The sequence below is a fragment of the Halorussus halophilus genome (assembly GCF_008831545.1).
Lineage (GTDB): Archaea > Halobacteriota > Halobacteria > Halobacteriales > Haladaptataceae > Halorussus > Halorussus halophilus.
On record NZ_CP044523.1, the window covers coordinates 2,773,308 to 2,799,866 of the forward strand.

General features: G+C 58.8%; 26 protein-coding genes, 1 tRNA gene and 2 pseudogenes. 15 read left to right on the plus strand and 14 right to left on the minus strand.

Annotated features, from left to right (window positions below; all coding sequences use genetic code 11):
- Window positions 1–501: 501 nt before the first annotated feature.
- The gene (locus F7R90_RS13695) at window positions 502–1,695 is read left to right on the plus strand and encodes a WD40/YVTN/BNR-like repeat-containing protein (protein WP_192498317.1); all 1,194 of its coding nucleotides are present in this window, start codon (window positions 502–504) and stop codon (window positions 1,693–1,695) included.
- Window positions 1,696–1,808: 113 nt separating this feature from the next.
- On the plus strand, window positions 1,809–2,600 hold the full coding sequence (locus F7R90_RS13700; RefSeq protein WP_158057975.1) for an HpcH/HpaI aldolase family protein: 792 nt from the start codon (window positions 1,809–1,811) through the stop codon (window positions 2,598–2,600).
- Window positions 2,601–2,678: 78 nt separating this feature from the next.
- On the opposite strand, the pseudogene F7R90_RS13705 reads toward F7R90_RS13700, so the two are convergent.
- Window positions 2,679–3,236: pseudogene (locus F7R90_RS13705) on the minus strand (secretion system protein); the annotation flags it as partial.
- A gap of 31 nt (window positions 3,237–3,267) precedes the next feature.
- Here F7R90_RS13705 and F7R90_RS13710 point away from each other — a divergent pair.
- On the plus strand, window positions 3,268–3,504 hold the full coding sequence (locus tag F7R90_RS13710) for a zinc ribbon domain-containing protein (protein ID WP_158057976.1): 237 nt from the start codon (window positions 3,268–3,270) through the stop codon (window positions 3,502–3,504).
- 201 nt (window positions 3,505–3,705) lie between these two features.
- Here F7R90_RS13710 and F7R90_RS13715 read toward each other — a convergent pair whose 3' ends face one another.
- Window positions 3,706–3,966 carry a hypothetical protein gene (locus F7R90_RS13715; RefSeq protein WP_158057977.1) on the minus strand — a complete coding sequence of 87 codons (261 nt, stop codon included), beginning with the start codon at window positions 3,964–3,966 and terminating at the stop codon, window positions 3,706–3,708.
- A 297-nt stretch (window positions 3,967–4,263) separates the two neighbouring features.
- On the opposite strand from F7R90_RS13715, the gene F7R90_RS13720 reads away from it, so the two are divergent.
- From F7R90_RS13720 to F7R90_RS13730, 3 genes are all read left to right on the plus strand, one after another.
- Window positions 4,264–4,737, plus strand: coding sequence for a hypothetical protein (locus tag F7R90_RS13720; RefSeq protein ID WP_225741178.1), 474 nt, complete (start codon window positions 4,264–4,266; stop codon window positions 4,735–4,737).
- Window positions 4,734–5,828 carry a tyrosine-type recombinase/integrase gene (locus F7R90_RS13725; RefSeq protein ID WP_158057978.1) on the plus strand — a complete coding sequence of 365 codons (1,095 nt, stop codon included), beginning with the start codon at window positions 4,734–4,736 and terminating at the stop codon, window positions 5,826–5,828. Before F7R90_RS13720 ends, F7R90_RS13725 begins: the two co-directional genes overlap by 4 nt.
- Before the next feature lie 125 nt (window positions 5,829–5,953).
- Window positions 5,954–6,499 carry a hypothetical protein gene (locus tag F7R90_RS13730; RefSeq protein ID WP_158057979.1) on the plus strand — a complete coding sequence of 182 codons (546 nt, stop codon included), beginning with the start codon at window positions 5,954–5,956 and terminating at the stop codon, window positions 6,497–6,499.
- Window positions 6,500–6,756: 257 nt separating this feature from the next.
- Here F7R90_RS13730 and F7R90_RS13735 read toward each other — a convergent pair whose 3' ends face one another.
- The 5 genes and pseudogenes from F7R90_RS13735 to F7R90_RS13755 all read right to left on the minus strand — a co-directional run bounded on the left by F7R90_RS13735 (window position 6,757) and on the right by F7R90_RS13755 (window position 10,922).
- Window positions 6,757–7,860 (minus strand): hypothetical protein, encoded by a 1,104-nt coding sequence (locus tag F7R90_RS13735; protein WP_158057980.1) that lies wholly within the window; start codon window positions 7,858–7,860, stop codon window positions 6,757–6,759.
- Complete coding sequence (locus F7R90_RS13740) at window positions 7,857–8,939, minus strand: hypothetical protein (RefSeq protein WP_158057981.1); 1,083 nt, start codon at window positions 8,937–8,939, stop codon at window positions 7,857–7,859. Before F7R90_RS13740 ends, F7R90_RS13735 begins: the two co-directional genes overlap by 4 nt.
- A 108-nt stretch (window positions 8,940–9,047) precedes the next feature.
- A complete protein-coding gene (locus F7R90_RS13745; protein WP_158057982.1) occupies window positions 9,048–9,593 on the minus strand; it encodes a hypothetical protein in 546 nt (181 codons plus the stop codon).
- Between the two features lie 47 nt (window positions 9,594–9,640).
- Window positions 9,641–9,854 (minus strand): annotated as a pseudogene (locus F7R90_RS22840) (ATPase, T2SS/T4P/T4SS family); the annotation flags it as partial.
- A gap of 24 nt (window positions 9,855–9,878) precedes the next feature.
- Complete coding sequence (locus tag F7R90_RS13755; protein WP_158057983.1) at window positions 9,879–10,922, minus strand: hypothetical protein; 1,044 nt, start codon at window positions 10,920–10,922, stop codon at window positions 9,879–9,881.
- A 670-nt stretch (window positions 10,923–11,592) separates the two neighbouring features.
- On the opposite strand from F7R90_RS13755, the gene F7R90_RS13760 reads away from it, so the two are divergent.
- The 5 genes from F7R90_RS13760 (at window position 11,593) to F7R90_RS13780 (ending at window position 16,701) form a co-directional block, all read left to right on the plus strand.
- The gene (locus F7R90_RS13760; protein WP_158057984.1) at window positions 11,593–12,855 is read left to right on the plus strand and encodes an RNA-guided endonuclease InsQ/TnpB family protein; all 1,263 of its coding nucleotides are present in this window, start codon (window positions 11,593–11,595) and stop codon (window positions 12,853–12,855) included.
- Between the two features lie 323 nt (window positions 12,856–13,178).
- The gene (locus F7R90_RS13765) at window positions 13,179–14,174 is read left to right on the plus strand and encodes a DUF4129 domain-containing protein (RefSeq protein WP_158057985.1); all 996 of its coding nucleotides are present in this window, start codon (window positions 13,179–13,181) and stop codon (window positions 14,172–14,174) included.
- Window positions 14,171–14,818 (plus strand): DUF308 domain-containing protein, encoded by a 648-nt coding sequence (locus F7R90_RS13770; protein WP_158057986.1) that lies wholly within the window; start codon window positions 14,171–14,173, stop codon window positions 14,816–14,818. The genes F7R90_RS13765 and F7R90_RS13770 overlap by 4 nt, the downstream gene beginning before the upstream one ends.
- Window positions 14,815–16,098: a DUF58 domain-containing protein gene (locus tag F7R90_RS13775; RefSeq protein ID WP_158057987.1), complete on the plus strand. Its 1,284-nt coding sequence runs from the start codon at window positions 14,815–14,817 to the stop codon at window positions 16,096–16,098. The genes F7R90_RS13770 and F7R90_RS13775 overlap by 4 nt, the downstream gene beginning before the upstream one ends.
- Window positions 16,099–16,194: 96 nt before the next feature.
- Window positions 16,195–16,701 (plus strand): DUF7519 family protein, encoded by a 507-nt coding sequence (locus F7R90_RS13780; RefSeq protein WP_225741180.1) that lies wholly within the window; start codon window positions 16,195–16,197, stop codon window positions 16,699–16,701.
- A 1-nt stretch (window position 16,702) separates the two neighbouring features.
- Here the strand turns inward: F7R90_RS13780 and F7R90_RS22255 are convergent, their stop codons facing one another.
- Window positions 16,703–16,843, minus strand: a complete 141-nt coding sequence (locus tag F7R90_RS22255) for a hypothetical protein (RefSeq protein WP_192498319.1) — start codon at window positions 16,841–16,843, stop codon at window positions 16,703–16,705.
- A 98-nt stretch (window positions 16,844–16,941) separates the two neighbouring features.
- Complete coding sequence (locus F7R90_RS13785) at window positions 16,942–17,892, minus strand: AAA family ATPase (RefSeq protein WP_158057989.1); 951 nt, start codon at window positions 17,890–17,892, stop codon at window positions 16,942–16,944.
- A 124-nt stretch (window positions 17,893–18,016) separates the two neighbouring features.
- On the opposite strand from F7R90_RS13785, the gene F7R90_RS13790 reads away from it, so the two are divergent.
- Window positions 18,017–18,101: transfer RNA gene (locus tag F7R90_RS13790), tRNA-Ser, on the plus strand.
- A 134-nt stretch (window positions 18,102–18,235) separates the two neighbouring features.
- Here F7R90_RS13790 and F7R90_RS13795 read toward each other — a convergent pair.
- The 3 genes from F7R90_RS13795 to F7R90_RS13805 all read right to left on the minus strand — a co-directional run bounded on the left by F7R90_RS13795 (window position 18,236) and on the right by F7R90_RS13805 (window position 20,952).
- Complete coding sequence (locus tag F7R90_RS13795; protein ID WP_158057990.1) at window positions 18,236–19,741, minus strand: outer membrane protein assembly factor BamB family protein; 1,506 nt, start codon at window positions 19,739–19,741, stop codon at window positions 18,236–18,238.
- Window positions 19,742–19,906: 165 nt separating this feature from the next.
- Window positions 19,907–20,308, minus strand: coding sequence for a hypothetical protein (locus F7R90_RS13800; RefSeq protein WP_158057991.1), 402 nt, complete (start codon window positions 20,306–20,308; stop codon window positions 19,907–19,909).
- 116 nt (window positions 20,309–20,424) lie between these two features.
- Window positions 20,425–20,952, minus strand: a complete 528-nt coding sequence (locus F7R90_RS13805) for a TspO/MBR family protein (RefSeq protein WP_158057992.1) — start codon at window positions 20,950–20,952, stop codon at window positions 20,425–20,427.
- A 126-nt stretch (window positions 20,953–21,078) separates the two neighbouring features.
- Here F7R90_RS13805 and F7R90_RS13810 point away from each other — a divergent pair, with 126 nt between their 5' ends.
- A complete protein-coding gene (locus tag F7R90_RS13810; protein ID WP_158057993.1) occupies window positions 21,079–21,411 on the plus strand; it encodes a DUF3784 domain-containing protein in 333 nt (110 codons plus the stop codon).
- A 17-nt stretch (window positions 21,412–21,428) separates the two neighbouring features.
- Here the strand turns inward: F7R90_RS13810 and F7R90_RS13815 are convergent, their stop codons facing one another.
- A complete protein-coding gene (locus F7R90_RS13815) occupies window positions 21,429–22,973 on the minus strand; it encodes a 2-isopropylmalate synthase (RefSeq protein WP_158057994.1) in 1,545 nt (514 codons plus the stop codon).
- 112 nt (window positions 22,974–23,085) lie between these two features.
- Entirely contained in the window at window positions 23,086–23,418 is a 333-nt protein-coding gene (locus F7R90_RS13820) for a hypothetical protein (protein WP_158057995.1), read from the minus strand.
- A gap of 89 nt (window positions 23,419–23,507) precedes the next feature.
- On the opposite strand from F7R90_RS13820, the gene F7R90_RS13825 reads away from it, so the two are divergent.
- Both F7R90_RS13825 and F7R90_RS13830 read left to right on the plus strand, forming a co-directional pair.
- The gene (locus F7R90_RS13825; RefSeq protein WP_158057996.1) at window positions 23,508–24,047 is read left to right on the plus strand and encodes a redoxin domain-containing protein; all 540 of its coding nucleotides are present in this window, start codon (window positions 23,508–23,510) and stop codon (window positions 24,045–24,047) included.
- A gap of 125 nt (window positions 24,048–24,172) precedes the next feature.
- A complete protein-coding gene (locus F7R90_RS13830; RefSeq protein WP_158057997.1) occupies window positions 24,173–25,999 on the plus strand; it encodes an SLC13 family permease in 1,827 nt (608 codons plus the stop codon).
- The last annotated feature ends 560 nt before the right edge of the window (window positions 26,000–26,559 follow it).

Genomic DNA, 26,559 nt, shown 5'->3' on the forward strand with positions numbered 1-26,559 from the left:
CAGTTCCACTTTCACCCAGTACAAGGCTCACACCTTCTGAGGACAAATCCATTATTTCACGTGCAATGACAGTAGAAATCCACGTCGAAGACGAACTGGACCGCTGGAAGTGGTCGTGTCCGAACGGCCACCGGTCGTGGGAACCGACGAACCACCGCTTCTAGTGTGCGCGGTGCGCTGACAACGACGGCTCCGACGGCGTGTTCCACAGACTACAGAACCGAGTGACGGGCGAGGTCCACGAACGCCACGAGATTACGCTCCTAACGCACGCGGGTACCGACGACACCGAGACAGTCGTCGATGACCCCACCGATTGAGGGACAGTGGTCCCGGGCCGTCCCAGAGTCGTAGGGCTTGTTCGCCCGAGAAGGATGTCCGAACGTCTCGACGACCACGGCGAGAGAATACGATTTCTAACCCGACTGCGGCTCAGAGAATAAACTAATAAATTCTACTCAATAATTACAATTTATTTTATCCCGAATACAACAGTGAGATATGCCGAACGAATCTCGGCGAACGTTCGTGAAGGCCGCAGGAGCATCGATTCTAACCGTCGCAGGGGTCGGAGCGATGACTACCACTGGTGCTGGACAGTCGTCGGAGAACGAGTTCAGCGTCGTAGAGAACGTGCCGACGACGAAGACGTTGTTCAGCGCGGTCAACACGGTCGAAGCACCCGTCGCGGTGGGAGCAGGTGGCGACGTACTCCAGCGAAAAACGGACGGTTGGCAGAAAATCGTCGAGTACGGCCCACAGGCCCGAAGCCGACCGCTGAAAGGGGCGGACGTGACCGACGACGGCAGAGCAGTCTGGTTCGTCGGCGGGTCGGGCGTCATCGGCGAATACCGAATCGACACGAACACGCTGACGAACTACTCGGCCCCGAAGGGCAAGACGAGTACCTGGGAAGACGTCGCCGTCGTCGGCAACGCTGGCGCGAACGAACGGCTCTACTTCGTCAACGGCTCCGGCGAGTTACTCGTCGGCATTCGACAGGACTCCGGTGCGGTCAAGTACAAGGACGTCACCAAGCCCGGCGGTGGCTCTACCATCCCCGGCATCGACTTCCACAGTCGGAATCAAGGCCACGTCATCAGCACGAGTCAGTTCGTCGCGGAGACGACCGACGGCGGGTCGAACTGGAGTCAAATCGGCATCGACTTCTCGGGCGAGGGCTTCTTCGACGTGGCGAGCATCGCGACCGGAGACATCAACGTCGCCGCCGGAAACGGCATCGTCTACCGCTACGACGGCCATCGCTGGACGCCCCACGTCATCGACGACGACCGACAGGCGATTCGCGGCATCGACCGAAACGACGACGACGGCTTCGCCGCGGGTGCGGGTGGCAAAGTCTACGAACGACAATCCACGGGACAGTGGACGCGCATGCAGACGCCGACCGACACGAAACTCAACGGGGCCGCGAAAGGCCCGACGTACGACGTCGCCGTCGGCACCGGTGGCACCATCGTCGAGCGCGGCGGCGATAGCGATGGTTCGACCACGACGACTACGTCCACTTCGACGACGAATACGACGACAGTGGCGAGTACGACCACTGTAGCCAGCACGACGACAGTCGCCAGTACGACGACCGTGTCGAGTCAGGAAAGCGACAACGACCAGTTCACTATCGCTATCGACCCGGAGCAAGTCACCGAAATTCTCGAAGGCGAGTGGGTCTAAGTCGGCTTCTACTGGAGCGGTACGAGCAACAACCGCTCGATAACCCCCGGTGAAACGATGACGGAAACGGCGGCGGGTACACTTATCCACTCGCCCGTCGTCCTCCCCGTGTCATGTCCGAATCACCGCGGACCAACGAACTGCGGCGCACGCTCGAAGCCGGGGAGGTAGCACTCGGCGTCCTCGACAACACCTACAGCCCGACGCTCGGGGAGTTCTATGGCGAGTTAGGACTGGACTTCGTCTGGCTCGACCTGGAGCACGCCGGCCCGAGTCCCTGGGACGGCGAGCGACTCGACGACCTGCTCAGAGCTACCGACCAGACCGAGACCGAACTCCTGGTCCGATTGCCCGCCGCCGACCCCTCACTCGTGCGGAAGGCACTCGACGCCGGCGTCCGGAACGTATTCGTCTCGCGGGTCGAGACAGCCGAAGACGCCCAGCGGGCGATTCGAGCCTCTCGATTCCGGTACGGCGACAGTCCAGGTGACCGTGGATTCGCCAACCCCCGAGCGAGTCGCTGGGGACAGGCCGACGACTACGTAGCAACCGAAGACGAAGAGACGCTAGTCGGCGTGACGATAGAGAGCCAGACTGCAGTCGATAACCTCGACGAGATTCTCGACGTCCCCGAACTCGGGTTCGTCTTCATCGGCCCACTCGACCTCGCGGTCTCGCTCGGCCACCCGGGCGAACCCCAACATCCGGACGTGGAAGAGAAAGTCGAGGAGATACGGCAGGCCAGCCTCGACGCCGACGTACCCGTCGGTGGACTCGGCTTCGGGATGGACGACGTGAACGAGAAAGCCGACACAGGCTACCAACTACTCAACCTCGGCAGCACGACCGGCGCCATCGCACAGACGGTCGAATCGTGGTTCGACGACTATCAGGACGAACGGTAAGCATCTAGTCGCATCCGCATCCATCGGCGCGACCGAAATCCACGCCGAGCAGCACGTCGCTACGACAACTTCCGATGACTACGTTACCTCTCGCCGCGCCCGCTCGACCGTCGCCGCCTCGTTCGTCTGCAAGTCAGAGAGGAACCCAAACACCTCCTCGAAGTCGTTCATCTCCTCTTTCTTTAGGTACTGCACGTACCGATGCTTGCGATGGAACTCCGCTTCGACTTCCTCCACAGTACGGTCGGTCCGCTTGGCGAGATGATGGAAAAAACGGAAATCGAGACTCCGAGCCTCAGCTTCGCTTTGCCCATCGAGTTGCGGATGGTCGTACGCCACCCGGAACTCCCCATCGTGGTCGCGCCACGCGACGGTATTCCAGTAGACGCTCGTCTCGTCCTTGCGAATCTCGCCACAGCGCGCGCCGGAAGCGTCCAACTCTCGGAACTCCGACTCGCTGACGAGTTCGACCACCTCCGCGACGTACCGCTCGCCTTCGACGTAACGCGGGAACACGACGAGGTCGAGTTCCTGCAAGAGATACGGCGGCAGACCCTGCTCGACCACGCGATTCACCAACTTTTCGATATCCTCCGCGTGAGTGGTACCGACGACGCCGTGACCCGTGGTGAGAGTGATATACTCTCCTCGCGAAGTATGTGGGGTCATGGCACAATTGGAATGCTGGAATTGCGGAGAGGATATCGAACCAGATTGGAATTACTGTCCCCAATGTACGCTCCCTGTTTCAGACGAGCATATCTTCAATGAATGGTTTGAGCACGAAACCAAAGCGAACAAGCTGAGGGATGCACATTTGGACGTTATCGCTGAGCAGTTGATAGCACGTTATCCTGATGCTGTAAAGCAAGTATTGGAGGAAGATGGACGCGAGGGTGAGTGATTCTATTAGAGATCCGTCTCTGTTGAAACCCTTCGGGCGTGACAGTAAGTGGCGCGAGCGATACGTGGTGCGAATTGAGCAGAGGGAACTGCTCAGAGATAGCAGTCGTGATAAAGAATGGGAGACGTTGAGTCCGAACGATTCGGGCGGTTTGAGACAGGTTTCTACACGAGTCCTCCGGCGGACTGTTGACCCTCAACTCTAATCGAAGAAGAGCCAATCTAGAACCCATTTGATTAGTTCCGAGAGGGATTCTCTAGCCTCTGGGGTATCTGGGATGAAATCGGTCTCAACAAGGAAGTCAACGAGTGGCCCAATATCCGCATTCGATATTGAATTTGCATTCAGTATTTCACACACCGCTCTTCCTACAGTTCCGATTTCCACGGTCCCCGGATTACCAGTGATGGCTCCGAAGACTGAAAGTACGCTCAAGAGGACGTCGATTGCTTCCCCACACATATCCCCCTATTCATACATAATTGGTGTTTGTTATGAGTGGGATATAGGAGTTAGGCACACAGAGAGGGAAGTATATTGGTTCTCTACAGGAGAATCGATAGATACACACTCTGTATTGCCTACAGTCGATTCAAATTTATAATCAGGGGAGGGTTTCAACAGGGCCAGAGATCCGGGGTGGCGAACGATAAACACCGGGTGTGCTGAGATTGAAGTAGGAGGGCGGAACCACTACTGAGTGCGATGTTTATTTGCGGCCGTCAAGGGTGACGGCCGCAAGTAGGCGGCCAGTGAGCCATGTCTCGAACGCAATCTACAGACCCGAGAGACCGGATGGGCGTCTACAAACAACTGGACGACGTTCCCACCGAGCGACAACTTAAACAGTTCCATGACCAGTATGAAGGCGAAGACACCTACGAGACGTTCCTGACGGAGTATCTCTTCGAGAGGTACGATTCGGCCCGAACGAAAGAGAAGTACCGACTCGCTGGACGACGCTGGAAGGAACATATCGAAGCACAGGGACGGCATCACGCACTCGCTCGCCCCGCCGCTGTGGACTCATGGATGGCAGACCTGATCGACCAAGTGTCGCTAAACACGGCGTACAACGTGTATTGGGTGAAGTTGGAGCGATTCTACGAGTGGCTACAGAATCATCCTGACCATCCGCACTTGTATCATCCTGTCCTGATGGCTGCTGCGAACTTTGAGCACGCTGGCGTCGTCTGGGAGACGAAAATCGGTCGCGGGAGGACGAACGAATGACCGAGGACTCCTACGAAAAGCGACAGCGACTCGCTGAAGCCTTCGATAGAGAAATCGACCCGCTGGCCGAATACGAGCAAACATTCGAAGCGGCGGGCGTAGACCCCTTCGAGTTGTTCGTCAGCGATGTCCTCAACGCGAAGAGCATCGCACCGCGAACGCGCGACGATTATCATCGACTGTTCAAACAATGGCAAGCACACATGCACGAGCAGGGCCGTCATCCTGCGTGTCCCAACCCGCGACACCTTCGGTCGTTCATCGATTACGAACGCGAGGAGAAGGGCAACCATCCTGATACTGTGCAGGAGAAAGTACGGAAACTTGAAGAAGTCTATCGGTACTGGCAGGCCGCTCCAAGCTTTCCGCACTCCACAGAGTACAACCCATTTACAATCGTCAAACAGACCGTCTCACTGGAAGCACCAGAACAGAAGCCACTACCTCGGATTCCACTTTCTGAGCTTCGGGAGTTAATCAGTCGAATCGACACGCTCCGAGATTTAGCTATCGTCCTCATTCAACTCAAACTCGGACTGCGCGCTACTGAGGTCTGTAACATTCCCCTTGGTGAACTCGACATCCAAGACCAAGAACTTCAAGACCACTACACCTCGCTCGGTGGGCACTGGATGTTAGAGGATCGTTCGAACGCGGTCTACGTTCCCCACGACAGATATGGGAACAAATCCGGTCGCCCACGAGTGCTACCAGTCGATTCTGAATTACGAGACGTACTCACGAGGTATCTGCTCGTTCGGCCTGATAGTGACGCACCGTGGGTGTTCCTCAGCGAGAAGGGCCACCAGTTGAGGAAGAAGAACGTCAACCAGATTTGGCGGAGCGTGTTCCACCCAGAGTACGCGGAGAGTGAGCATTATCGTCCGGTTCTCAGCCACTACGGACGACATCGTTTCACGACGTTCTGGCGTGTGGAACGAGACCTGTCAAGGCCACTCGTGAAATACCTTCGCGGTGATCGGCCCGATAGCGAGTCAATTACTAAGCGTGAAGGGATTGACGAGTACATCCACACCTATTACGAAGATATCGAGATAGTGTATCGACGAGCCATCTACCAACTTAGGTAGTCCGGAACCCTAAGTCTTCATCCCGCAGTAATCTGGTCCAGGAAAATACTAGAGTACTAGGCTTCCTGAGGTCCTAACTGTCCGGTGGCTTGAATACTTTACTGACGAAAGAACAGGTGTACAACATGGGACTCTCCGACCTGATCTCAGAAAACCTTCGAATCGACCCACCGTTTGGTTCGCACCCGGTCCTCTATCGCGCAGTAGATGCAGTCATAGGCCCGGATTTCCGAAAGGGACCAAACAACGAACCAGCGGAACAACGGCGTGACGACTACTTGCTCGGCACCGCATTATTCTTGGATACGCCTAAAGATGAAAAGAAAAAGACAAGAGTATACTTTGCCGCAGATATGATAGCCCAAGCCCAGAATCGAGACGTAGATACACAGACCGCAGTGGTGAACAACTACACAAGCATTATTTCGGAAGATGATGTCGAGGACAGCCAATACGATACCAAGATTGGAATAGTCGCACATCAATTTTACAATATTGAGAGTAAGATTGAAGATCAAATTCAATCTAATGTAATGGATAGATCTGAGATTGTTGAAGAGACATTGGAAGGGGTACGTGACGGGCAATCCTTCTTAGTGCGGTGGGGTGACGCTCGGCAGGAGTTTCGAGATGATGCCCGAAATCACGGCCAAGGGAAATATCGATTTTAGCGGATACTGGGGAGTGTCTAAGTGAGAGTTACACATTCACGACCTGTTGGTGCGTCAGTCGAAAATGGACCACAAGGAGGTGAACGTCGTGGTGGTGCGTTCAGCAGAACGCGAACGAGGAACTGGCGAAGTACATGCGTGGTGATTCGGCGCGGAAGGGGGTGATGAACGAGCCGATTCACACGTCTCTCCATACGTACTACGAGGATATCGAAGATCTCTACCGGGAGAATATCTCTCGATTAGGTATCTAAACCTTATACGAAATCGCTCAATCCAGACGATTTGTTGAACTCATCCTTCGTTTTCTTGAACGCTCTCTTTCCAACTTCGTATTGCGGCATGTATTTGAAATACCTGGGCTCTACGGCGTTTTTCGCATGTTCTGGCCCACGCGCTCCTGAATAAACTACCTTGTAATCCCCTTCTTCCAATTCTGAAGGTTTATCGGTAAGTATCCTTGAATTTACCCCTGCCGAAAGAATCCTATCAGCTTCGGCTTCTTTGACCGCATCCTCGTTATTGGAAGTACAGAATACCTTTAGTTCATCGCTATGAAAGTCAAGGAACGTGTCCCGGTCAAATTCATCAATAGGGTCAGTATTGAACGTCTTGTTTTCTGAGACAATTTTTAGAATATTTCTCTCTAATGGGAAGATGGGATGCGTCCCTGATATAAAATTGATTGGTTCCTTCCGTCTTGAATAATCTAAGTCGCTCGCGAACTCCGACTCTAAATCTGGGTGGGGTAATGAACCTTCGACATGGCGTATCCACCTGTCACCAGTGTCGCATTCCCATACTGCATAAGGGTTAGCGTCACACTGTCTGCTTAGAATGGAGAAGTCCATCCCAACGGTATCGTCTTCCCGGGTCAGCGTGACATAGCCGATCTCAATATCTCTTGTATTGATATTCAATTTCTGACGGAGGGCATCCTTGGTTTCCGGCTTACTGAAGAACCTATGGGCTTCGTTGACGTTTTTTACCCATTCATCCATCCGTTCGCCACCTATCTCACAGAAGACGATGAGGAGATAGACACAGTTGTGCTCATTGTTTACTGCTACTATGTCCGCTTGAGTTTCGTGTATACCACATAGCGGATTTACTCCATACAATTTGAACCCACTATTAGTAGCCACCCCTCCTCTCACGTGGAAGCAGGCACTAGTAGCTTTAACCAGCTTTAGATGCTCATCTTGCCTGTCGTATTCGGCTTTGAGTGTCCGTTTGATGGCAGATGCGTCGAAGTCTGAGAGATTGTGCTTAAAGTCATCCTCAAACCGGTCTTGGTCATTCGGACTTAAGGACTCATAGAAACCTCTATCGAACGTTGTGGGGTCCTCGTAATCCGTCATACTACTTCAATAGCCTCAAGATTTGGGTCAATGTAGTCGTCCACAAAATTATAAATGCGAATGGACTCGTCTATGAATGAGGGACCGTTTGGATAAACCCGAATTGTGTCTTCTTTCGTCTTCAAGTCTGTCCGTCCGTAATTCTCTTTGTCCATTAACTCCGCATCGAAAGCCTGCTTCTCTTTGTCAGGGTCGAAGTCTATGAGTTTAAACTGGAGGTCACTAGCAGCTAGATTGCCCTTGAAATGCTCAATGTCTTCAACTGAAGGCCGGTCCTCTAATTCGATAGCCCACGGCTTGCTGTAGGAGAAAGTCGTATCTTGGAGTGATTGGATCGAAACCTCGTCCTCGTACTCAGCCGAATCAATTTGGTCCTTCACAAACCGGAGCCGAGTGATGGTATTATCGATAAGGTCTGAAAGTTGTAGTACTCCCTCATTGATAGATGTGAACACACCTTCTTGCGTAACCTGGCATTTGAACGAACCTGGTTGCTCAAACTGGATGTTAGTAGGGAGAACACCGTAGCGACTTTTTACGTGACGAAATACTTCCAATCCATCATCCGCCCAGTACCGGAAAGTGCGGTCATAATTTGGCCGCTTCTTTGCAGGGATATCGGAATGTTTCGACCGTTTTGCTGTGAATTCCGGAATTAGTAGATGGTTGTACTCCTGCACCATCCGTTGTCGGAGGCGTTCCATCTCTCGTTTGCCGACCCACATCCGACTCATCGCAGGGTCATTTTTTAGATATTTTCCGAGAGTATCTGGAATCTCGTCTGTCTTATTTGCGGCAGTAAAGAATATTGGAAATTCCGGTTCATCCAAGGTAACGTAGTATGGAATGTTCTCCTTGGGGGCCCAAAGCAAGACCAAGGTTTCCCCTTCTTCAATAACCTCAAAGTGGCTCTCAAGTGACTGAAGGAAGCTGGAGCGGTCGTAGCTACTTACCGAGCCAACAAGGTTCAGATTCTTCTTCAGGTTTTCTAGCTTTGACTCTGTCTGTATAAAATCGACAAAGTCTTCGCGGGAACCATAGTCCCGGTCCATAGCGTCAAGGAAGTCGAATTGATTCACAGGCATCGGAATTTTGTAGCCCCGTTGGGAGTTGTCTCGCTTCTGTACGTTCTAGCTACTTACAGAGAAGGGGTAAAAAGTCTTCCCGAAAAGTCTCACCGTCCTCTGTCAAGGGTCCAGCTTATCGATAAGTTCCGTTCTGGCGGTATTAAGGTCCGGCATCTCGTTATGGAGGTCTCGTTTGTCAGCTGAGAGAGCTCCCCCGTCATTTCTAATTGCTTCAATTATCGCCTTTTGGGTCTGTAATGTGGAGTAATAGTTCACAATTGCCTCAACTTCATCACTCGGTAGTTCGCCTAGATTTGCCGCATTTGATTCGTATATTGTGGTAGGAATGGACCCGGAGGCTGGAAGCTCCGAAGCATCCACCTCATAATTACTCGAGCTGCTTTCTGAGTCAACTGGGCCCTCTGTTTTCAGTGATTCAACTGCTTGCTCAACTTTCTCTTCCTGTTTCTGAAGCTCCGCGACAATCGCTTTTCTTAGCCGTCGTTTTCGGTTTCGCTTGTTTAGGTACCAGACTCCAAAACTTGCAAGAAGGGTAGCTGCAAATCCCAAAACCGCGCCTACCTGCAAATCTGCCCAAAATGAGTTTCCTGACTGTTCTGCGGCCGCCACGTTCTGCCCCAGGGTGAAGAATATTTGTTCTATCATTGGTGGAAGAATTCGGGGTGATATATTAGTAGATTTTGACTGCGCTAGTTCATAAGCGTCGTTTTACCCACGCCCGTCGGTCCGGAGAATAGCACGACGCCGTGATGTTCGTACAGTTGCCAGAGTAGCGCGACGATTTCGGTCGAGATGCTGTTGCTCGCCAGCAAATCAACGGGCGTCATCGCTTCCGGTGCTTGCTTGCTTGCGAATCGAGATGTGCGGGCCGTCCTCGCTGATGACGCCGAGCGCGACTGCATAGCGTTGAAGAACTAGAGAATATTGATTCTATCGGCAGCAATACTGCCACATTATCTCCTCCACATATTCTTGGAAAGATTTTTTCCCAGAATTGTAGGCTTTCGCCTCCGACACAGAAATCCCGTATTGAGCCTGTTCACTCGCATCAACAGTCATAACCGCTCCGTGGAGCATCTGATTATATCCTTCTTTGACAGCCCTTGCATAAATCTCAGCAACAAGTGCAATTCGCTTGCGGTCTTGTTCCTTCGTGTACTGCATTTCGGTGATTACGTTCAACTCACCACCCTCCTCATAGATTTCGAGTACTACTAATCCTTTATTTTGCAACCAGTTTTCTATTTCGTAGACACTTGGCGGCGCACTCTCCAAAGTAGACGTATCTTGAACACCCGGCCCCGATTCAGCTCCACTATTGGGATTACCTGCCGATTGGCCAGGCGCAGGTGACACTGCACCGGCTACCGCCATCCCTATGACGACAATCAGGACCAACGCTTTCGTGGAGAGTTCACGTCCCAGGATCTCGGTGAGTTCTGCGCGACTCGGTGGTAGTAGTACTCCCGTGACCCCGGCGTAGATTAACGCAGCGAGGAACGAGCCAGACACGAGCCTACCAAGTGCTACCATTCCGAAAATTGTCCCGAAAATCCAACCGCGTAAATTGCGCTCATCCTCATTCTCCGTATCCTCTTCGTTGACCGTAGTGTCATTTTCGGTCTCGTTGGCGACTTGCTCGCGAGCGTTATGGAACTCTTTGAACAGTCCATCGTCGTCGGTGGTTTCAACGGAGTTCGTCGTAGGCTTGTATACGTCGTCTTGTTCGGCAAGGGGGAGAACGTTCCCGTCTTCGTCAAGTGATGGCCAGTCCCTCGGTGCCGTGTCCTTGCTTGTACTGGGTTCAGACCTAGAATCATAATCATTAGTTCGGTTGACGAGCGCAGACGGATTGTAGTCGGTACACTCGTGGTTCGGACATCCCCAACCCAGGTTTTCGTCTTCCGAGAGCGCCACCATCGGGGTCTCACAACTCGGACACTGTGGACCGTCGCCGTCTGGTGTTTCGGTCATTGATTGGTTCTCCTAAATTTGTTGTTTGCTATCTTACCACACAGCCTACTATGAAGGAGTAGATAAGCCTACTGCAGATTTTCAGATGAACTACAACGTGGAAATAGTGCAAGTCTCGAGTATAGTGAATGAGTGCAGACGCGACTTCTGGCGAATCAGAGTCCAAACGAACTACGCGTCCATCCAATCGAACCCAGACAAGGTACGGAGCACGTGCAGTACTACGGAGCGGCGGATTTGCTTGATCATGTCGCAAACCGTGGATCACAGCCTACCTTCGGTTAGAATCGGCTATTTGGGTAGTACGAAGTGTCGCAATCGAGTGTCATCGTGATTCGCTAAAAGGGATCGGTGCCGTTCGTGGAGAATATTGGTTTGACTATGTCGTACTTGAATCCGGATTCGTGTTCCGTAACGGTTGCGACCACATCCGGGTAGGGTTTGTACTTGGCGCGTACGTTCAGGCCGTTGGCGAGGACATTACGGGGTGCCAGGTTTGGCGTCGTGCTTACGTTTAGATACGAGGACGGTACGAAGACAGAGCGAGCTGGGCCGGATTGAGATATTGGAACAACTCAGGGAGTCGGTCAAAGAGGGGAGTTTATTGGACAGCCAGCAGGGGTGCTGGCTGTCAAAATCGAGGAGTCACAGGAGTAGTGAATTCCAGAGCATGAAACGAACGAACATCTTCAACATCGTTCCACGGTCTGATGCTGATAGCGAACTCTTACACCGACTGTTGGACGCATCAGCGAGTCTGTGGAATGAACTCACCTACGAACGACGGCAACGCTTCTTCGACGATGAGTCAGTCTGGGAAGCACCAAACTACTACGACCAATACAAGCACGTCCTCGGGGCTCCCACGGCACAACAACTTAAGCGGAAGAACGACACCGCGTGGAAGTCGTTTTTCGCAGTGCTTGAGGAGAACCCAGAGAAGGCGAACCCGCCAGGATACTGGGGGAACGAAGCAGAGGGTCGAGAATTGCGGACGTACATTCGAAGTGACCGATACTCAGTTGCATGGGGCAAGCGGTCACGACTTGAGATTTCGGTGGGGCAAAAGCTGAAAGCGGAGTACGACCTCGGCTATCACGAGCAACTTCGCTTAGAGATAGCTGGCAGACCGAAGTGGGAGGGAAAACAAGGGCAGTTAGAACTCTATTATGATGAGACGACGGAGTCGTACAGAGCTATTCAGCCAGTCACAGTAGATAGCTCTCAAAAAGAGCCACAGCGAGGCGGTGCGGTCGCTGCATTAGATATCGGTGTGAATAACCTCGTCGCCTGCACCGTCTCAAACGGAGAACAATATCTGTATCATGGGGAGAAGGTCTTTGAGGAGTTCCGTGAGACGACAGAGCGAATCGCGTATTATAGCTCGAAGATGTCGGGGCGGCGTCGAACGAGCAAGCGAATTGACCGACTGTATCGAAAGCGGACGAATCGACGTAATCACGCCCAAGACGCTCTCGTACGTGATCTTTGCACGCGACTCTACGAGAACGAGGTTGCTGACGTGTTCGTCGGCGACTTATCGAATGTCCTCTCTACACATTGGAGCGTCAGAGTGAACGAGAAAACGCATAACTTCTGGGCGTTTCGCCGCTTCATTACTCGGCTTGAGTCGGTCTGTGAAGAGTACGGGATATCGGTCCACGAAGAATCGGAAGCAGATACGACCAGAGAGTGTCCTGCATGTGGTGAGAAGAACCGCACAACGCGTAACGGGGATGTTTTTTGGTGTCCCTGTGGGCACGAGGGACATGCAGATCTTGATGCATCGAAGTTGTTCTTGGTAAAGCAAGCGAACATCGAAGTTGGGCCGATGGCACGGCCTGTGCGCTTCGAGTGGGACAATCATGACTGGCGTTCAACCACAGACGTCCCTCTCTCGTGGACAAATCCCAAAGAAGCACGCACGAACTAGAGTACCCCGTTCGGGGGAACATTGCCTTCGAGGACGCGACAGAAGTGCGCCTGCGGAGGAAGTTCACTTCACGGGAAGTGGAAGGATGTCAACACGCTTCGGGGTCGTCTTTTAGTGAATCGTCGGTTTCGGGGTTTTCTGTGGCGAGTTCGAGGGTGTGGGAGTTGGGCATACAGTTTGTTCGGCTTCGTATATGATTTAAATGTTCGTAGTCTATCCCGGAAATTCGAGGAGAGATCTGCGATGACGCTAACCACCACACGTGACGCCGTCCTGAAAGAAAATTCCAAACTCATAAGGTATCAATCGCGCTACCTTCCCTCGTGGACCGCGATACCGTACGCCCTATCGTCCTCGCCGTCCTGGCCGTCCTCGCCATCGGACTGGCGGCGGCAACCCTGAACACTGCGGTAACGACCGACAGCGGTGGGTTCGGCTTCGGTTCACCGAGTTCCGACGCTGGCGTCCCCAACAGTAGTGGGGGAGACGCTGGACCGATGTTCGGAAACATTACCGAGGGCGACGAGGCCGGGAGTCTCGGCCTGCCCTGTTACCCAGTCCTCTCGGAGTGGTGGACCATCCTCCTGCTCTTCGGCCTCTTCGTCGCCGGGGCGGCCGTCGCATACTGGCGACTCGGCGCGCTCGGTGTCGTCGCGTACGTCGGGCCAGTGGGTCTCCCGCTGTTACTCGCCCACGCGATTTTGACGAGTTGCGTCACCAGCAGTCCTGGACCGCTCGTCTCGATGCCGGACAGTTCGAACAACTCCTCGTTGCCGGAGGGCGGCAGCGGCGCACCTGGAGCGGGAGAGGGTATCTCGCCGACAGACCCCTCCGTCCTCCTGATGCTCGGGTTAGCAGTCGCGCTCGTCGGAGCCATCGCGCTCCTCTTTACGTCCTCGTCTGGCGACGACCCCGAGGAAGCCGAGTCGTTCCCCGAAGCCGAGACGGACGAGGACATCCAAGCGGTCGGCCGCGCAGCGGGCGAGGCCGCAGACCGCATCGAATCGGCGACGAACGTGGAGAACGAAGTGTACCGCGCGTGGCGCGAGATGACGACGCACCTCGACGTGGCGAACCCCCAGTCGAGTACGCCCGCGGAGTTCGCCGCGGCGGCCACCGACGCCGGGATGGCCCGCGAGGACGTGACGGAACTCACCGACCTCTTCGAGGCAGTTCGGTACGGCGGCGAGACGCCGACCGACGAACGCGAAGCGCGAGCGGTCGAAGCCCTCCGGCGAATCGAGCGCGAGTACGCTGGCGCGTCCAGTGACGGCGACGGAGACGACGAAGCAAACGACCGTGATGGAGACGACCGATGAGCCTCGAAGACGACGCACACCTCCTCGAAACGGTTGGTGACGACCATCCGATTCTCACGACCGTCGGCATCGCCGCAGTCGCGGCGGGCGTGCTGATGGTCGTGAATCCGGGGTTCGCTTCCCTTATCGGAACTGGCTACTTCGCCGTGACGATGGTCGGCCTGCTCGCGCTGGTGCAGGGGCTTCGCATCGCGCGCGCTCGCAAGGAGACCGACGTCGAAGGCGTCGAGACGCCCGACGTGGAGACTGTCGAGACGATGCCGACGCCCGGCGGCGAGTTCGACGAGCAGGTGGCAGCGCTGAACTCCGGGCCGCGCCGCGAGTCGATTCGCAAGCGCAGGCAACTCCGCGAGACGCTCGAAGCAGAGGCGCTCGCGGCGGTCGCTCGCCGGGAGAACTGCTCGCGCGAGGAGGCCGAGGAGATGCTCCGAGCAGGGACGTGGACCGACGACCCGCACGCGGCGGCGTTCCTCGGCGGCGCGGACGCACCGAGACCGCCGATCCGTGACCGTCTGCGACTCGCCGTCAGCACGCAGTCGCTGTTCCAGCATCGCGTGCGTCGGACTGCCGACGCCGTGGCGCTCGCGGCAGACCCAGACGCAAAACGGCGAGAAGCAGGGGCGACGGAGGAGAACGACGAATGACGAGTAGACGCCAGCGAATCCGTGAGACGAATCGATTGCGCGGAATCAGTGCAGTTGCACTGCTGGCAGGTGCAGTCGGCGTGCTGTTCAACAATCCGGTCGTCCTGCTCGGTGGCGTCGTCGGCGTCGCGTTCGCGGCGTACGCGCGCACCGCCAGCGCGCCCAAGGTCGAACTCGACGTGACCCGTGAGGTCAGCGACGACGAGCCACTACCCGGCGACGACGTACACGTGCGACTGACGGTCGAGAACGTCGGCCAGAACACGCTCGCTGACTTGCGAATCGTGGATGGCGTCCCCGAAGCGGTGCCAGTTACCGACGGCTCCGCACGGCTTGGGACTGCTCTGCGGCCGGGTAAGTCCGCACGCCTCGAATACACCGTCGAAGCAGAGCGCGGCGAACACGACTTCGACCCGGTGTTGGTCGTGGCGCGGGACTTCAGCGGCGCAATCGAGACCGACCTCCGAATCGACTGTGAGACGACGCTGACCTGCGTGCCGAAACTCGGGACGACCGTGGACGTGCCGTTGCGCGCCCAGACCACGCAGTACACCGGCCGGGTGACGACCGACACCGGCGGGAGCGGCGTCGAGTTCCACGCGACCCGCGAGTACCGACCGGGCGACCCGCTCTCTCGCGTGGACTGGAACCGGATGGCCAGAACCGGCGAGTTGACGACGGTCGATTTCCGCGAGGAGAAAGCCGCGAGCGTTGTCCTGCTGGTGGATACGCGCGAAGACGCCTACCTCGCGCGCGGCGAGGGTGAGCGAAGTGCCCTCCAGCAGTCGGTGGACGCCGCCGGGAAGGTTCTCACGAGACTGCTCGACTCGGGCGACCGCGTGGGAATCGCCTCGTTCGGGCCCGAAACGTGCTGGCTCGCACCGGGAGCGGGCCACGACCACCAGACTCGCGCCCGGAACCTGTTGGCGACCCATCAGGCGTTCTCGCCAGTTCCCTCCGAGGAGTTGTTCTACCCGACGACGCGACTGAAGTGGGTTCGCAAGCGACTGCCGCCGAGTTCGCAAGTGGTGTTCTTCTCGCCGCTCTGTGACGACTTCGCCCCGAACGTGGCGCGCAGACTCGACGCCGCGGGCCACCTCGTGACCGTCGTCAGTCCGGACCCGACTGGCGACGCGACGCCCGGCCAGCGGTTCGCCCGTGCCCAGCGTCGGCATCGAATCAGTCACCTGCGAGCGAGTGGCGTCCGGGTCGTAGACTGGGACCCCGACGAGAAGTTGGGGGCGGCGTTAGCTAAGACAGGTCGGAGGTGGTCTGTGTGAGCGTAGCGAACACAGACCCCGTCGGACACGTCCGGAGGTGGTCTGCATGACCGGAGGTCTGCAGACCTCGCCAGACGCAGTCTGGGGGTGGCGAGCGTGACCGACTCCCGGGAAATCGACCGGTCGCCAGCCCGCATGTCCGCGGCGCTCGCCGCGAGCGCCGCCGCGCTCGCGGCAGTCGCGACAGGACTGGCCAGTACCTTCGGACTCGGCGTCGCCGGTCCCGGGTTTCTGGTCGTCCTGCTGGGGGTCCTCCGCGGGTCGCGCCGAGCGGTCACGCTCGGCACGGCCGCACTGCTCGTGGGGACGCTCGTGTCGGGACTCGCCTCACCGTCGGTCTTCCTGCTCCTCCCGGCCATCATCGGGACGGTGCTGGCCTACGACTTCGGCGAGCAGGCTATCAACGTCGGCGAACAGTTGGGTCGAGAAGCCGAGACGACGAGGTTAGAAGTGATGCACGCGGCGGGAAGTACAGTCGTCGCAGTCGGTGCCGGTGGCTTCGCCTACGCGGTGTACGTCGCGGCGGCCGGCGGCCAACCGGTGACGGCGCTCGTCTTTCTGCTGATTGCGGCCGTCGTGCTGACCTCGGCGTTGCGAAACTGAACTACTGCTTCGATTCGAGGCGGACGCGCCGGAGTTGGCGTTCTACTTTCCGTGCGGCCTCCTCGGCGTTCGGGTCGAGGTCTTTGAGTTCTTTTTCCTCCCCGTCTGTGTCGGCCGTCTCCTCGCTCTCGTCGCTGGTCATACCTTGCCGATGGTCGCGGAACTGATATAAAAACGAGCCAAGCGGAGTGAAAGTGAAAACGGCCGATGGACGACGGTCGAAACGCTCGTCAGAGGCGCTTACTCGACGGTCGGCACTTCCACCTCGTCCAGCACGCGCTCGACGATAGCGGACTTGGCGACGTTGTTGACCTGCGCGTCGGGGGTCAGCACGACGCGGTGGGCGAGCACTGGCTGGGAGACGCGCTTGACGTCGTCGGGGGTGACGAACTCTCGGCCGGAGAGAACCGCGCGAGCGCGGGCGGCCTCGAACAGTCGCTGGGTCCCGCGCGGGGAGACGCCGACTTCGACGCGGCGGTCTTCGCGGGTGGCGCGGGCGACGTTCGCCATGTATTCGAGGAGGTCGTTGTCCACGCGCACCGTCTCGGACACGTCCCGGATGTCCGCGACGAGTTGCTCGTCGAGTACCGTGCCGACGGAGGGACTTTGCTCGTCGCGGCCCGCACGCCGGCGAAGCAGTTCGTACTCGCCGTCCACGTCCGGGTAGCCAATGGACGATTTGACGGCGAAGCGGTCTACTTGGGCTTCCGGCAGGGGGAAGGTTCCCTCCTGCTCGACGGGGTTCTGCGTGGCGATGACGAAAAAGGGCTTGGGGAGTTCGCGCGTCTCGCCGTCCACCGTGACCTGTCCCTCCTCCATCGCTTCGAGAAGCGCGGCTTGGGTTTTGGGGGGCGCGCGGTTGATTTCGTCGGCCAGCACGACGTTGGCGAAGATAGGGCCTTCGTTGAACTCGAACGAGCGGTCCTGCTCGTTGAACACGTGGGTGCCGGTCACGTCCGCCGGGAGTAGGTCGGGCGTGAACTGCACACGGGAGAACGAGAGTCCGAGCGCGGACGCGTAACTTCGCGCAGTCAGCGTCTTTCCGGTGCCTGGCACGTCTTCGAGCAGGACGTGCCCGCCCGCCAACACACCCAGCATGACAGTTTCGAGAAACTCCCGGTCGGCGATGACGGCCTCGCCAATCGTGTCCAGTACGGACTCGCACTGCTCGCTCGCCTCGGTGACGTTCATACCCCTTGAAGGGGAACCGACGCGCTTCAAGGTGACGGTTCACTGAACTGTGAGGTTCCTTCGAGGTCGAACGACTCGACCGAATCGAAACCACTAAGTCCGAGACGGCAGTACGGTGAGACGAGCCGAGATAGCCTAGCCTGGCCAAGGCGGTAGATTCGAAATCTACTGTCTTCACGGACTCGAGAGTTCAAATCTCTCTCTCGGCGCTTTTCCAACTTCCAACGCTTCGAGTAGTCGCTACTGACAGCTATCCGAAAGTGTCGGTACCGGGGCGTCGAAAATCGGACGGGCAGGAGATTCGAAAACCGACGGTCGGTGACACCCGGCGACGAAAACCGGGTTACAGTTCTATCGTCGTTGATGCCGTTGCCCCATCGTCGTCGATGACGGTGAGCCGCACGGAGACCGATTCACCGTCCGCAACAGTGACAGTCGTCGTCTCGCCGGTGTCGTCTACGGTTCCGTCGGCACCGACGTCCCACTCGTACTTGACGACCGAACCGTCGGGGTCCGCGGACGCAGAGCCATCCAGCGCGTAGGAATCGCCACATCCCTCCGCTTCCGAGTCGATGCGGGCCGAGGGCGCGCGGTTCTCCGACTCGTCCGGTTTCGACCCGAAGAGTGAAACGGCGTACAGTGCGTCGTCGGAATCGTCGTCGTTGCCACCGCCCGCGGCGACGTACGCAGTTCCGTCGGCGATAACGGGAGCGGTGTAGTTCGGATACGGTTCCTCGACGCTCTCGGTGAGGTGGTACACCCGCGTGTCGCGGTTCTCCGGGTCGAGGAGTGCGAGTGACTTCCAGTTGGTGTCGCCGTCCTCGTGACGGATGACGAGGCCGAGCGCGTCGCCAGCACCGACCAGATGGGACCGGGAGTCCACGTCGGACCCCAGTTCGGGGTCCCAGTTCCACAGCCGTTCGCCCGACTCGGCGTCCACCTTCGTCAGTACTCCACTGCTGGTCTGGAGGACGAGCGAGTCTTCGCGGACGACGTAGCTCTTCGTCCGGTTGTTCGTCCCCCACCGTTTCTCGCCGGTCGAGACCGACAGCGCCGAGAGGTTACCGAGGGTGTCGAAGTGGTAGAGTGTCCCATCGGCGACGGCGAGGTCGGTCGCTTCGATATCGTAGCTCCATCGCCGCGCACCGGTGTCCGTCTCGTAGGCGTACACTCCATCTTCGGTGGCGAGGAAGACGCCATCTCCGACCACCATCGTCTCGATTCGGACGTAGTCGTCGTCCGGAAACTCGGCCGACATATCGACGGTCCACTGCGTCGAACCGTCGTCGGTCGATAGCTTGTAGACCGATTGGTCTGCGAGTACGTACACCCCGTCGTTCGTCGCCTGCACGAGTATCACACCGGAGTCGTCGTGGTGCCACCGTTCGCTCCCGTCGTCGGTCGAGAACGACCAGATACCGGAATCATCGACGCAGTAGACAGCCTGCCCGACGACAAACGGGTTCCGAACGTCGTCGTTCACCTCGGTGTGCCACTGTTGCATTCCGGTTTCAGCGTCTACGGCGTGGAGGTGTGGCTCCATCGCCCCTGTGCGCTTGCCGACGCCGTAGACAGAGCCGTCGGCGGTAACAGGATCGTGAATCGCTCGGTCCTCGGACGAGTAGGTCCACTTCGTTTGGAGGGTCGTGGGATACGCGCCGCGCGGGTTGTACCACGTGTCGCCGGAGCCGAATCCGGGTTGTCTCCACCCACTGTCTGTGGAATCGAGCGTGTCGGACTTCGATGCAGGTAGTTCGGTGCCGGTGTCACCGGTCACCGTCGAGGCGAGTGCTGAACTACTGATAGCCAGTGCGGCAGATTTCAGAAACGTCCGTCTTGGAGTCTCCATCGGGGGTACCTCGACAGCGAATAGTTCGAAAACGCATATCACTATGTGGGCGGTAGAATCGTGAAAATTCCATTATTTTAGGACTAAACGTGGAAATAGTGGATAATTATAGAACGAAATGCCACCGACGTTGCGTAGCCAGACACGCGAACACCGGATCCACGGTCAAAACAGCAACATGAAGTTGTGCACGCCCAGATAGCCGTACCAGACGCCCGCCGAGGCGTAGGTCACGACGCGGAACGCACGGGGGTAGGCGTCGGGTGCCCACTCGTCGGGCACCAACCGAGAGACGAGTTCGCCGCTCTCGGCCAGAATCGCCACGCCGACGACGGCGATGACGACGGTGACGAGGACGCCAGTGACGAGGCCGATGTGTTCTATCAGCGTTCGGGTGAGCCACATCGACTCGTAGACGTCGTCTCGCAGTTGCAGGACCGTGATGGTGCTAATCGCGTCCAGCGACTTGCCGAGGAAGACGACGGCGAGCAGACCGAGGCGGTTCGCTCCGACGGCGTACCGACCTGTCTCCGTCCCGTATGCGTCCGAGTACGAGCGATTCGACACGAATTGTGGTAGTCTACTGCACGACTTTGTTATAGACCGAGCAACGGGTCGTTAGCGGAGTGATAAGTGAATTAGGCGGTGCCTGCGCGAGCAGTCGAACGTCGAATTTTCAGATTTCAGGCGTTGAGTCGCCAGAGTTCGTAGTTGAGAACCGTCGCAAAGCTGACCCACAGCAGGTACGGAACCAACAGCGCGGCGGCCCGTCTGTCGATGCGTGCGAACGCGACAATCGTCGCGACGATTGTGGCGAGTAGTACGACGATGACGACGAGGCCGCCGAACAGCAGGTTCGCACCGAAGAACACCAGCGTCCACGAGGCGTTCAGCGCGAGTTGGACGGCGAAGACGGCGAGCGCGAGTTGTCGAATCCGCCCCGCGTCGCTCCGCCAGACGAGGTAGAGTGCGATACCCATCAGCAAGTAGAGCGTCGTCCACACCGGGCCGAACACCCAATTCGGCGGGTTGAACGCTGGCTTGACGAGCGTCGGATACCACGTCGCCACGTCGTCCGCGGTCAGAATCGAGGGGACGATACCTGCCAGTTGACAGACGACGATACTGGCGAGCAAGGCCGGCCAACTGACGCCTCGCTCCGCGTCGCCCTCGGTCCCGCTTCGTCGGCGAATTCTGTCGAAGACGTTCATAGGAGTAGTTAGGCGGCGAACAGGATAAACAGGAGTGGTGGGTCCAACCACAGAAGTAGTGGTCGAACCAGCGCGAGGGTCGGCAGTCCGATACAAACTTGTGGAAATAAACACGTCTTGGGAACGATGGTATCCGGAGTCACCGAAGAGTCACTCGCCACGCTCGTGTTCATGGTCGTGTCGGGACTGTTCATCTGTTACCTCGGCTACCGAATCCGGTACAGAACTGACGTGCGACTCATCTCCGGCTATCGGTCGGAGACGGTAGCCGACGGAGAAGGGCTGGCTCGACTCGTCGGCGGCGTCGGCGGCGGACTGGGAATCGTCACCGTCGGCTACGGACTCGCCGCGTTCGTCGTCGAGCCATGGCTCTGGTACTGGGTGAGTTGGACGCTCCTGCTACTCGGCGGCGTCGCGTTCCTCCAACGTCACGGAAAGCGATTCGCGGCCAAAAAGTAGTCCGACTGAATTAGAATTCAGTCGTCCGCGACCGCTGGTTCGTCTGCCGAATCGACCACGAGCAGTCGGTCGAGCGCGTCCACCATCGCTTCGACGCTGGCGCGAGTGATGTCGGCGTCGGTGGCCGCGCTCGTCACCGAGCGGTCATCGCGTGCCATCTCGACTTCGACGGTGACCACGGCGTCGGTGCCGCCGGTAATCGCGTCTACGTGGTACGATTCGAGGCGCGTGTGTGCGTTGTCGTGCAGGGCGTTTCTGACGGCCGTGACGGCCGCATCGACTGGACCGTCGCCGGTGCCGCTGGCGACTCGTTCCTCGTCGTCCACGCGAAGTCTGACACTCGCAGTCGGGGTGCGCCCGCCGCTGGTCGCGGTGACTTCGAGCAGTTCGACGCGGCGACTCTCGCGCTCGCGGCCCTGCACGTCTTCGGCGATTGCGAGCAAGTCGGCGTCGGTCACGCGCTTGTCTCGCTCGGCGAGTCGCTGGACGCGGGCGACGACCGCTTGGAGTTCCTCGTCGTCCACCTCGACGCCGTGTTCTTCGAGTGCGGCTTTCGCGCCCGCTCGGCCGGTGTGTTTGCCGAGAACGAGGCGTCTCTCTCGACCTACCTTTTCAGGAGGATATGGTTCGTACATCTGCTCGTCTTTGAGCGTGCCGTCCGTGTGGATACCGCTCTCGTGGGCGAAGGCGTTCTCGCCGACGACGGCCTTGTTCGGCGGCAAATGAACGTCCGTTGCGCGGGCGACGGTTTGGGCGAGGTCGTAGAGTGCGGTCGTCTCCGCCGTCTCGACGCCGTAGCAGTGGTCGAGCGCGATGGCGACCTCTTCGAGCGCGACGTTTCCGGCGCGCTCGCCGACGCCGTTGACCGTCGCGTGGACGAGGTCCGCGCCAGCGGCGACGCTCGCGAGCGCGTTCGTCACGGCGAGTCCGAGGTCGTCGTGGGTGTGCGTGCTGGTCGGCCCCAACTCGGCGAGGCGTGAGACAGCTTCGTGGGCGCGTTCGGGGCTGGTGTACCCCACGGTGTCCGCGAAGCAGAATCGGTCCGCGCCTGCGTCGTGGGTGGCCCGAGCGAGGCGTTCGAGGAAATCGAGGTCGGCCCGAGAGCCGTCCTCGCCGATTACTTCGACCCAGAGGCCGTGGTCGGTGGCGTACTCCACGAGGTCGGTCGTGGTCGAGACTACGTCGTCCCGACTAGTGCCGACCTTGCCTTCGACGTGGCGGTCGCTTGCGGGCACGACGAGGTTCACGCCGTCCACGCCGCAGTCGAGCGCGAGGTCGATGTCAGACTGGACGCCACGGGCGAAACTGGTGACTCTGGCGTCTACGTCGAGGTCGGCGACTCGTCGAATCGTCGCCCGCTCGCCGTCGCCGGTGCAAGCGCTCCCTGCCTCGATTGTGGACACGCCAGCGGAGTCCAGCGCCGCGGCTATCTCGGCTTTTTCGTCGGGCGACAGCGAGACGCCCGGCGCTTGCTCGCCGTCCCTGAGCGTGGTGTCCAGAAGCTGTACGTCGCGGTCTGTGAGGGGTTGGTTATTCGGGGAACCCCCGAATAAATCGGTCACGGGTCATGCGAAACCACGACTGGCCGTTTCGGTGCGAGGGGGTTAAGCGGGCCTTTGTGACAGACGCGTCTGTCGGAGGGAGTCAGCGAGCAGAGATATCGACTCGAAGCTCTCAGCTCAGGTCCAGTCCGACCCGGAGCAAGACGGTGTAGACGGCCGTGCCGAGTCGGAAGAACAGTCCGAAGAGCGCGGCGAACAGCAGAGAGACTCCGAAGACGGTTCCGGCGGTCGCGACGACGCCGCTGGCGCGCAGCGCCTCCATGGCGACAGTGGCGACGGCCACGATTGCGGCGACTCCGGCGGCGACGTACGTCGAGAGCGAGAGCGCGATGCCGAGACGCGGGTGGAGCATCTCGGTCGTCGCACCCAAGTCGTGGGAGAGGCCGCCGTAGAACGCGAGAAACCCGACGACGACGACCGTATCGACGACCAGCGACGTTGCCATACCGGCGCTGAGAGACCCACCCAAATAAAACCAGTTGTACGCGCTCCGTCTGACGAAGATTTTAGGCAGATACCGCAGGACACTGTTGTATGGGTGATTCGGGAGGTCCCGAAGTCGGAACCGCGGCCCCTGCGTTTACCGCGCCACTGGTTCGGCCAGACGGAGAGACGTCTGCGGTGTCGCTCTCCTCACTGTGCGACGACGGAGCGGTACTGTTGGTCTTCCAGCCGACAGACTTCGATTTGGAGACGTTCCACGAGCGGAGCGCGGTCGCCGAGTACGACTGGTTCGCCACGGACGAGCGCGTCCAAGTCGTCGGCGTCAACCGAGCGCGACCCCGCACGAACCAGGAGTTCGTGGACTACTTGGACGTGACCTTCCCGTTCTGTTCGGACCGGGACCTCTCGATAGCGCGCGACTACGGCGTCACGTACCGAGCGTTCGGCGTCGCCCCTCGTGCGCGCAGAGCGTGTTTCTTCATCGACAGCGAGAGCGTCGTCCGCTACCGCTGGGTGGAAGACCGAAACGGTAGCCACACCGGCCCGCAGTTGCAGGACCTCTACGAGACCGTCACGGACGTGTTGGGAACGCGAGAGCTAGAGACGTTTGGCCTCGCGGGCGAGTTGTAGTCGTCGTTGTAGAAGTTGTAGTTCGTCTCAACGGTCGAAATGTTGAGGTGAGCGTGCGTAGAGAGTCGAACCAAAAGGGATGGCCACGAAATGAGTGAAAACGGAACGCCGAGGGAGATTCGAGAGTGGCAGGGCCACCGCTGACGGCCGACACCGCGGTCGTGTTCGCGCTCATCGGAGTCGCCGTGACGCTGTTCGTCACCGAGCGACTTCCGACCGATACGACTGCGATTGCGGTCGTCGTCTCGCTGGTCGTCCTCCAGCCGTGGACCCACATCTCCGCAGAAGAAGCGATTTCTGGCTTCTCGAACGCGGCGACGGTGACTATCGTCGCGATGTACATCCTGAGCGCGGGCGTCGAAGGAACTGGCGTCATCGGGCAGTTAGAAGCCATCATCGCCCGATACACAGCGGGAAGCCGCGAGCGGCTGCTCGCGGCGACCGTCGGGGTCACGGGCCCGCTCGCGGGCGTCGTCAACAACACGCCAGTCGTCGCGCTGTTCATCCCGATGGTGACCGACCTCGCCGACCGGAACCACACCTCGCCGTCGAAGCTCCTGATTCCGCTGTCGTACGCGGCGATGCTCGGCGGGACGCTGACGCTCGTCGGCACCGCGACGAACCTCGTAGCGAGTTCGGTCGCCGCGAATCTGGGGGTCGCGGGCGCGCCGTTCTCGATGTTCCAGTTCACGCCGCTCGGCGTTCTCGTCCTCATCGTCGGAGTGGTCTACCTGCTGACGGTTGGTCAGTGGCTTTTGCCCGCCCGCGTGGCACCCCACGACCTGACCGAGGAGTTCGGACTCGGTGGGCGACTCGCGCGGGTGTACGTCACCCAGTCGTCGCCACTGGTCGGCCAGACTGCTGCGGACGTTCAGGCCGACCACGTCAAAATTCTCCAGTTGCTCCGGGGCGACCAAGCGTTCGTTGCCTCTCGAACCGACCGCGAAATCGAGGCGGGCGACGTGCTGACGGTGCGGGCCGACGAAGAAGCAGTCAAGGAGTTCGTCATGCGGGAGCGACTCCGCCGACTGCCGCGCGCGGAAGTCACGGAAGCCGAACTGTCGGTCGGCAACGGCCGTGGGACGCTCGCAGAAGTCGTCGTCACGTCGGGGTCGAGTTTGCTGGGCCAAACCGTCGGCGAGACGAACTTCGGCGAGCGGTACGACGCGACGGTCCTCGCTGCGCGACGAGGGGAAGAACTCCGCGTCGAGGACGTCTCGGAGGCTGGACTGAACGAAGGCGACGGGCTACTGTTGTACGTCACCGAAACCGGTCTGAGTAACCTCGAAGCGACCGGTGACTGCCGCGTCACCGAGACGGTCGGTGCCGACGAGACCGAAATCGAAGCCGAACCGATAGACAGAGAAGAGACCGCGCTCGCCGTCGGCATCGTCGCCGCCGTCCTCGCCGTCGCGGCACTCGACTTCCTGCCCATCGTCATCGCGGCGCTCGGCGGCGTCGTGGCGATGGTCGCCACGGACCTGATTCGCCCGTCGGAAGCGTACGACGCGGTTAGCTGGGAGGTCATCTTCCTACTCGCGGGCGTCATTCCGCTCGGCCTCGCGCTCGAACAGACCGGCGGCGCGGCGTTCCTCGCGAGCCACGTGACGAGTGTCGCGACGGTGCTTCCAGTGCTCGGGACGCTCGCGCTGTTCTACCTGCTGACGGGACTGCTCGCGAATCTCATCACGCCCGTCGCCAGCGTCGCACTGGTGATGCCGATTGCAGTCAGTACGGCCCAGCGAATCGGTGCCGACGCCTTCGCGTTCGCGCTGGCGGTGACGTTTGCGGCCTCGACGGCGTTCATGACGCCGATGGGCTACCAGACGAACCTGATGGTCTACAGCCCGGGAGGGTATCGCTTCACGGACTTCGTTCGCGTGGGCGCGCCCTTGCAGTTGCTACTGGCAGTCGTGACGACGTTCGGCATCGCGTTTATCTGGGGTGTGTGAGTCGAGTTCGAACCACCACCACGCTCGGCCGACCGGCCGACGGTATCGGCTGGTGACACAAACCACCGAAAACAGGCGGTGAACCAAACCACAGGGTGGGACTGAAAGGGGTCGGTCACGCGAATAGCGAGGGACTCCGTCCCTCGGACCGTTCGCGCTTGCGTGATCGTCTCGGCGACCCCTATTCGGCGTCTGCACGAGCGAAGCGAGTGCAGACTTGACGGAGCAAGCTCCGTCAGCGCGCGGGTTGCGTCGATATGTCGCCGAGACGACCGCGAACACTGGGAGAGCGGAGCTCTCCCGAGCTAACGGCGCGGCGCGCCGTGAACCGGCGGGGGCTTTCGAAGCGGTCAAAATCACGAGAACCTCTGCGGTTCGTAGCGAGCGTTGCGCTCTCGACTGTAATTCAACGAGGGAAGAAGTCTGCCCTCCCCGATGTTGAACACTGTGAGACGTTCCGGGCATGCGGCGCTTCGCGCCGTTCCGGGCGTGCAACTCACAAGCTCAAATCGGGTCGGGTCGCAGAATTCTCGGGACGGTTCACTCGCTTCGCTCGTTCA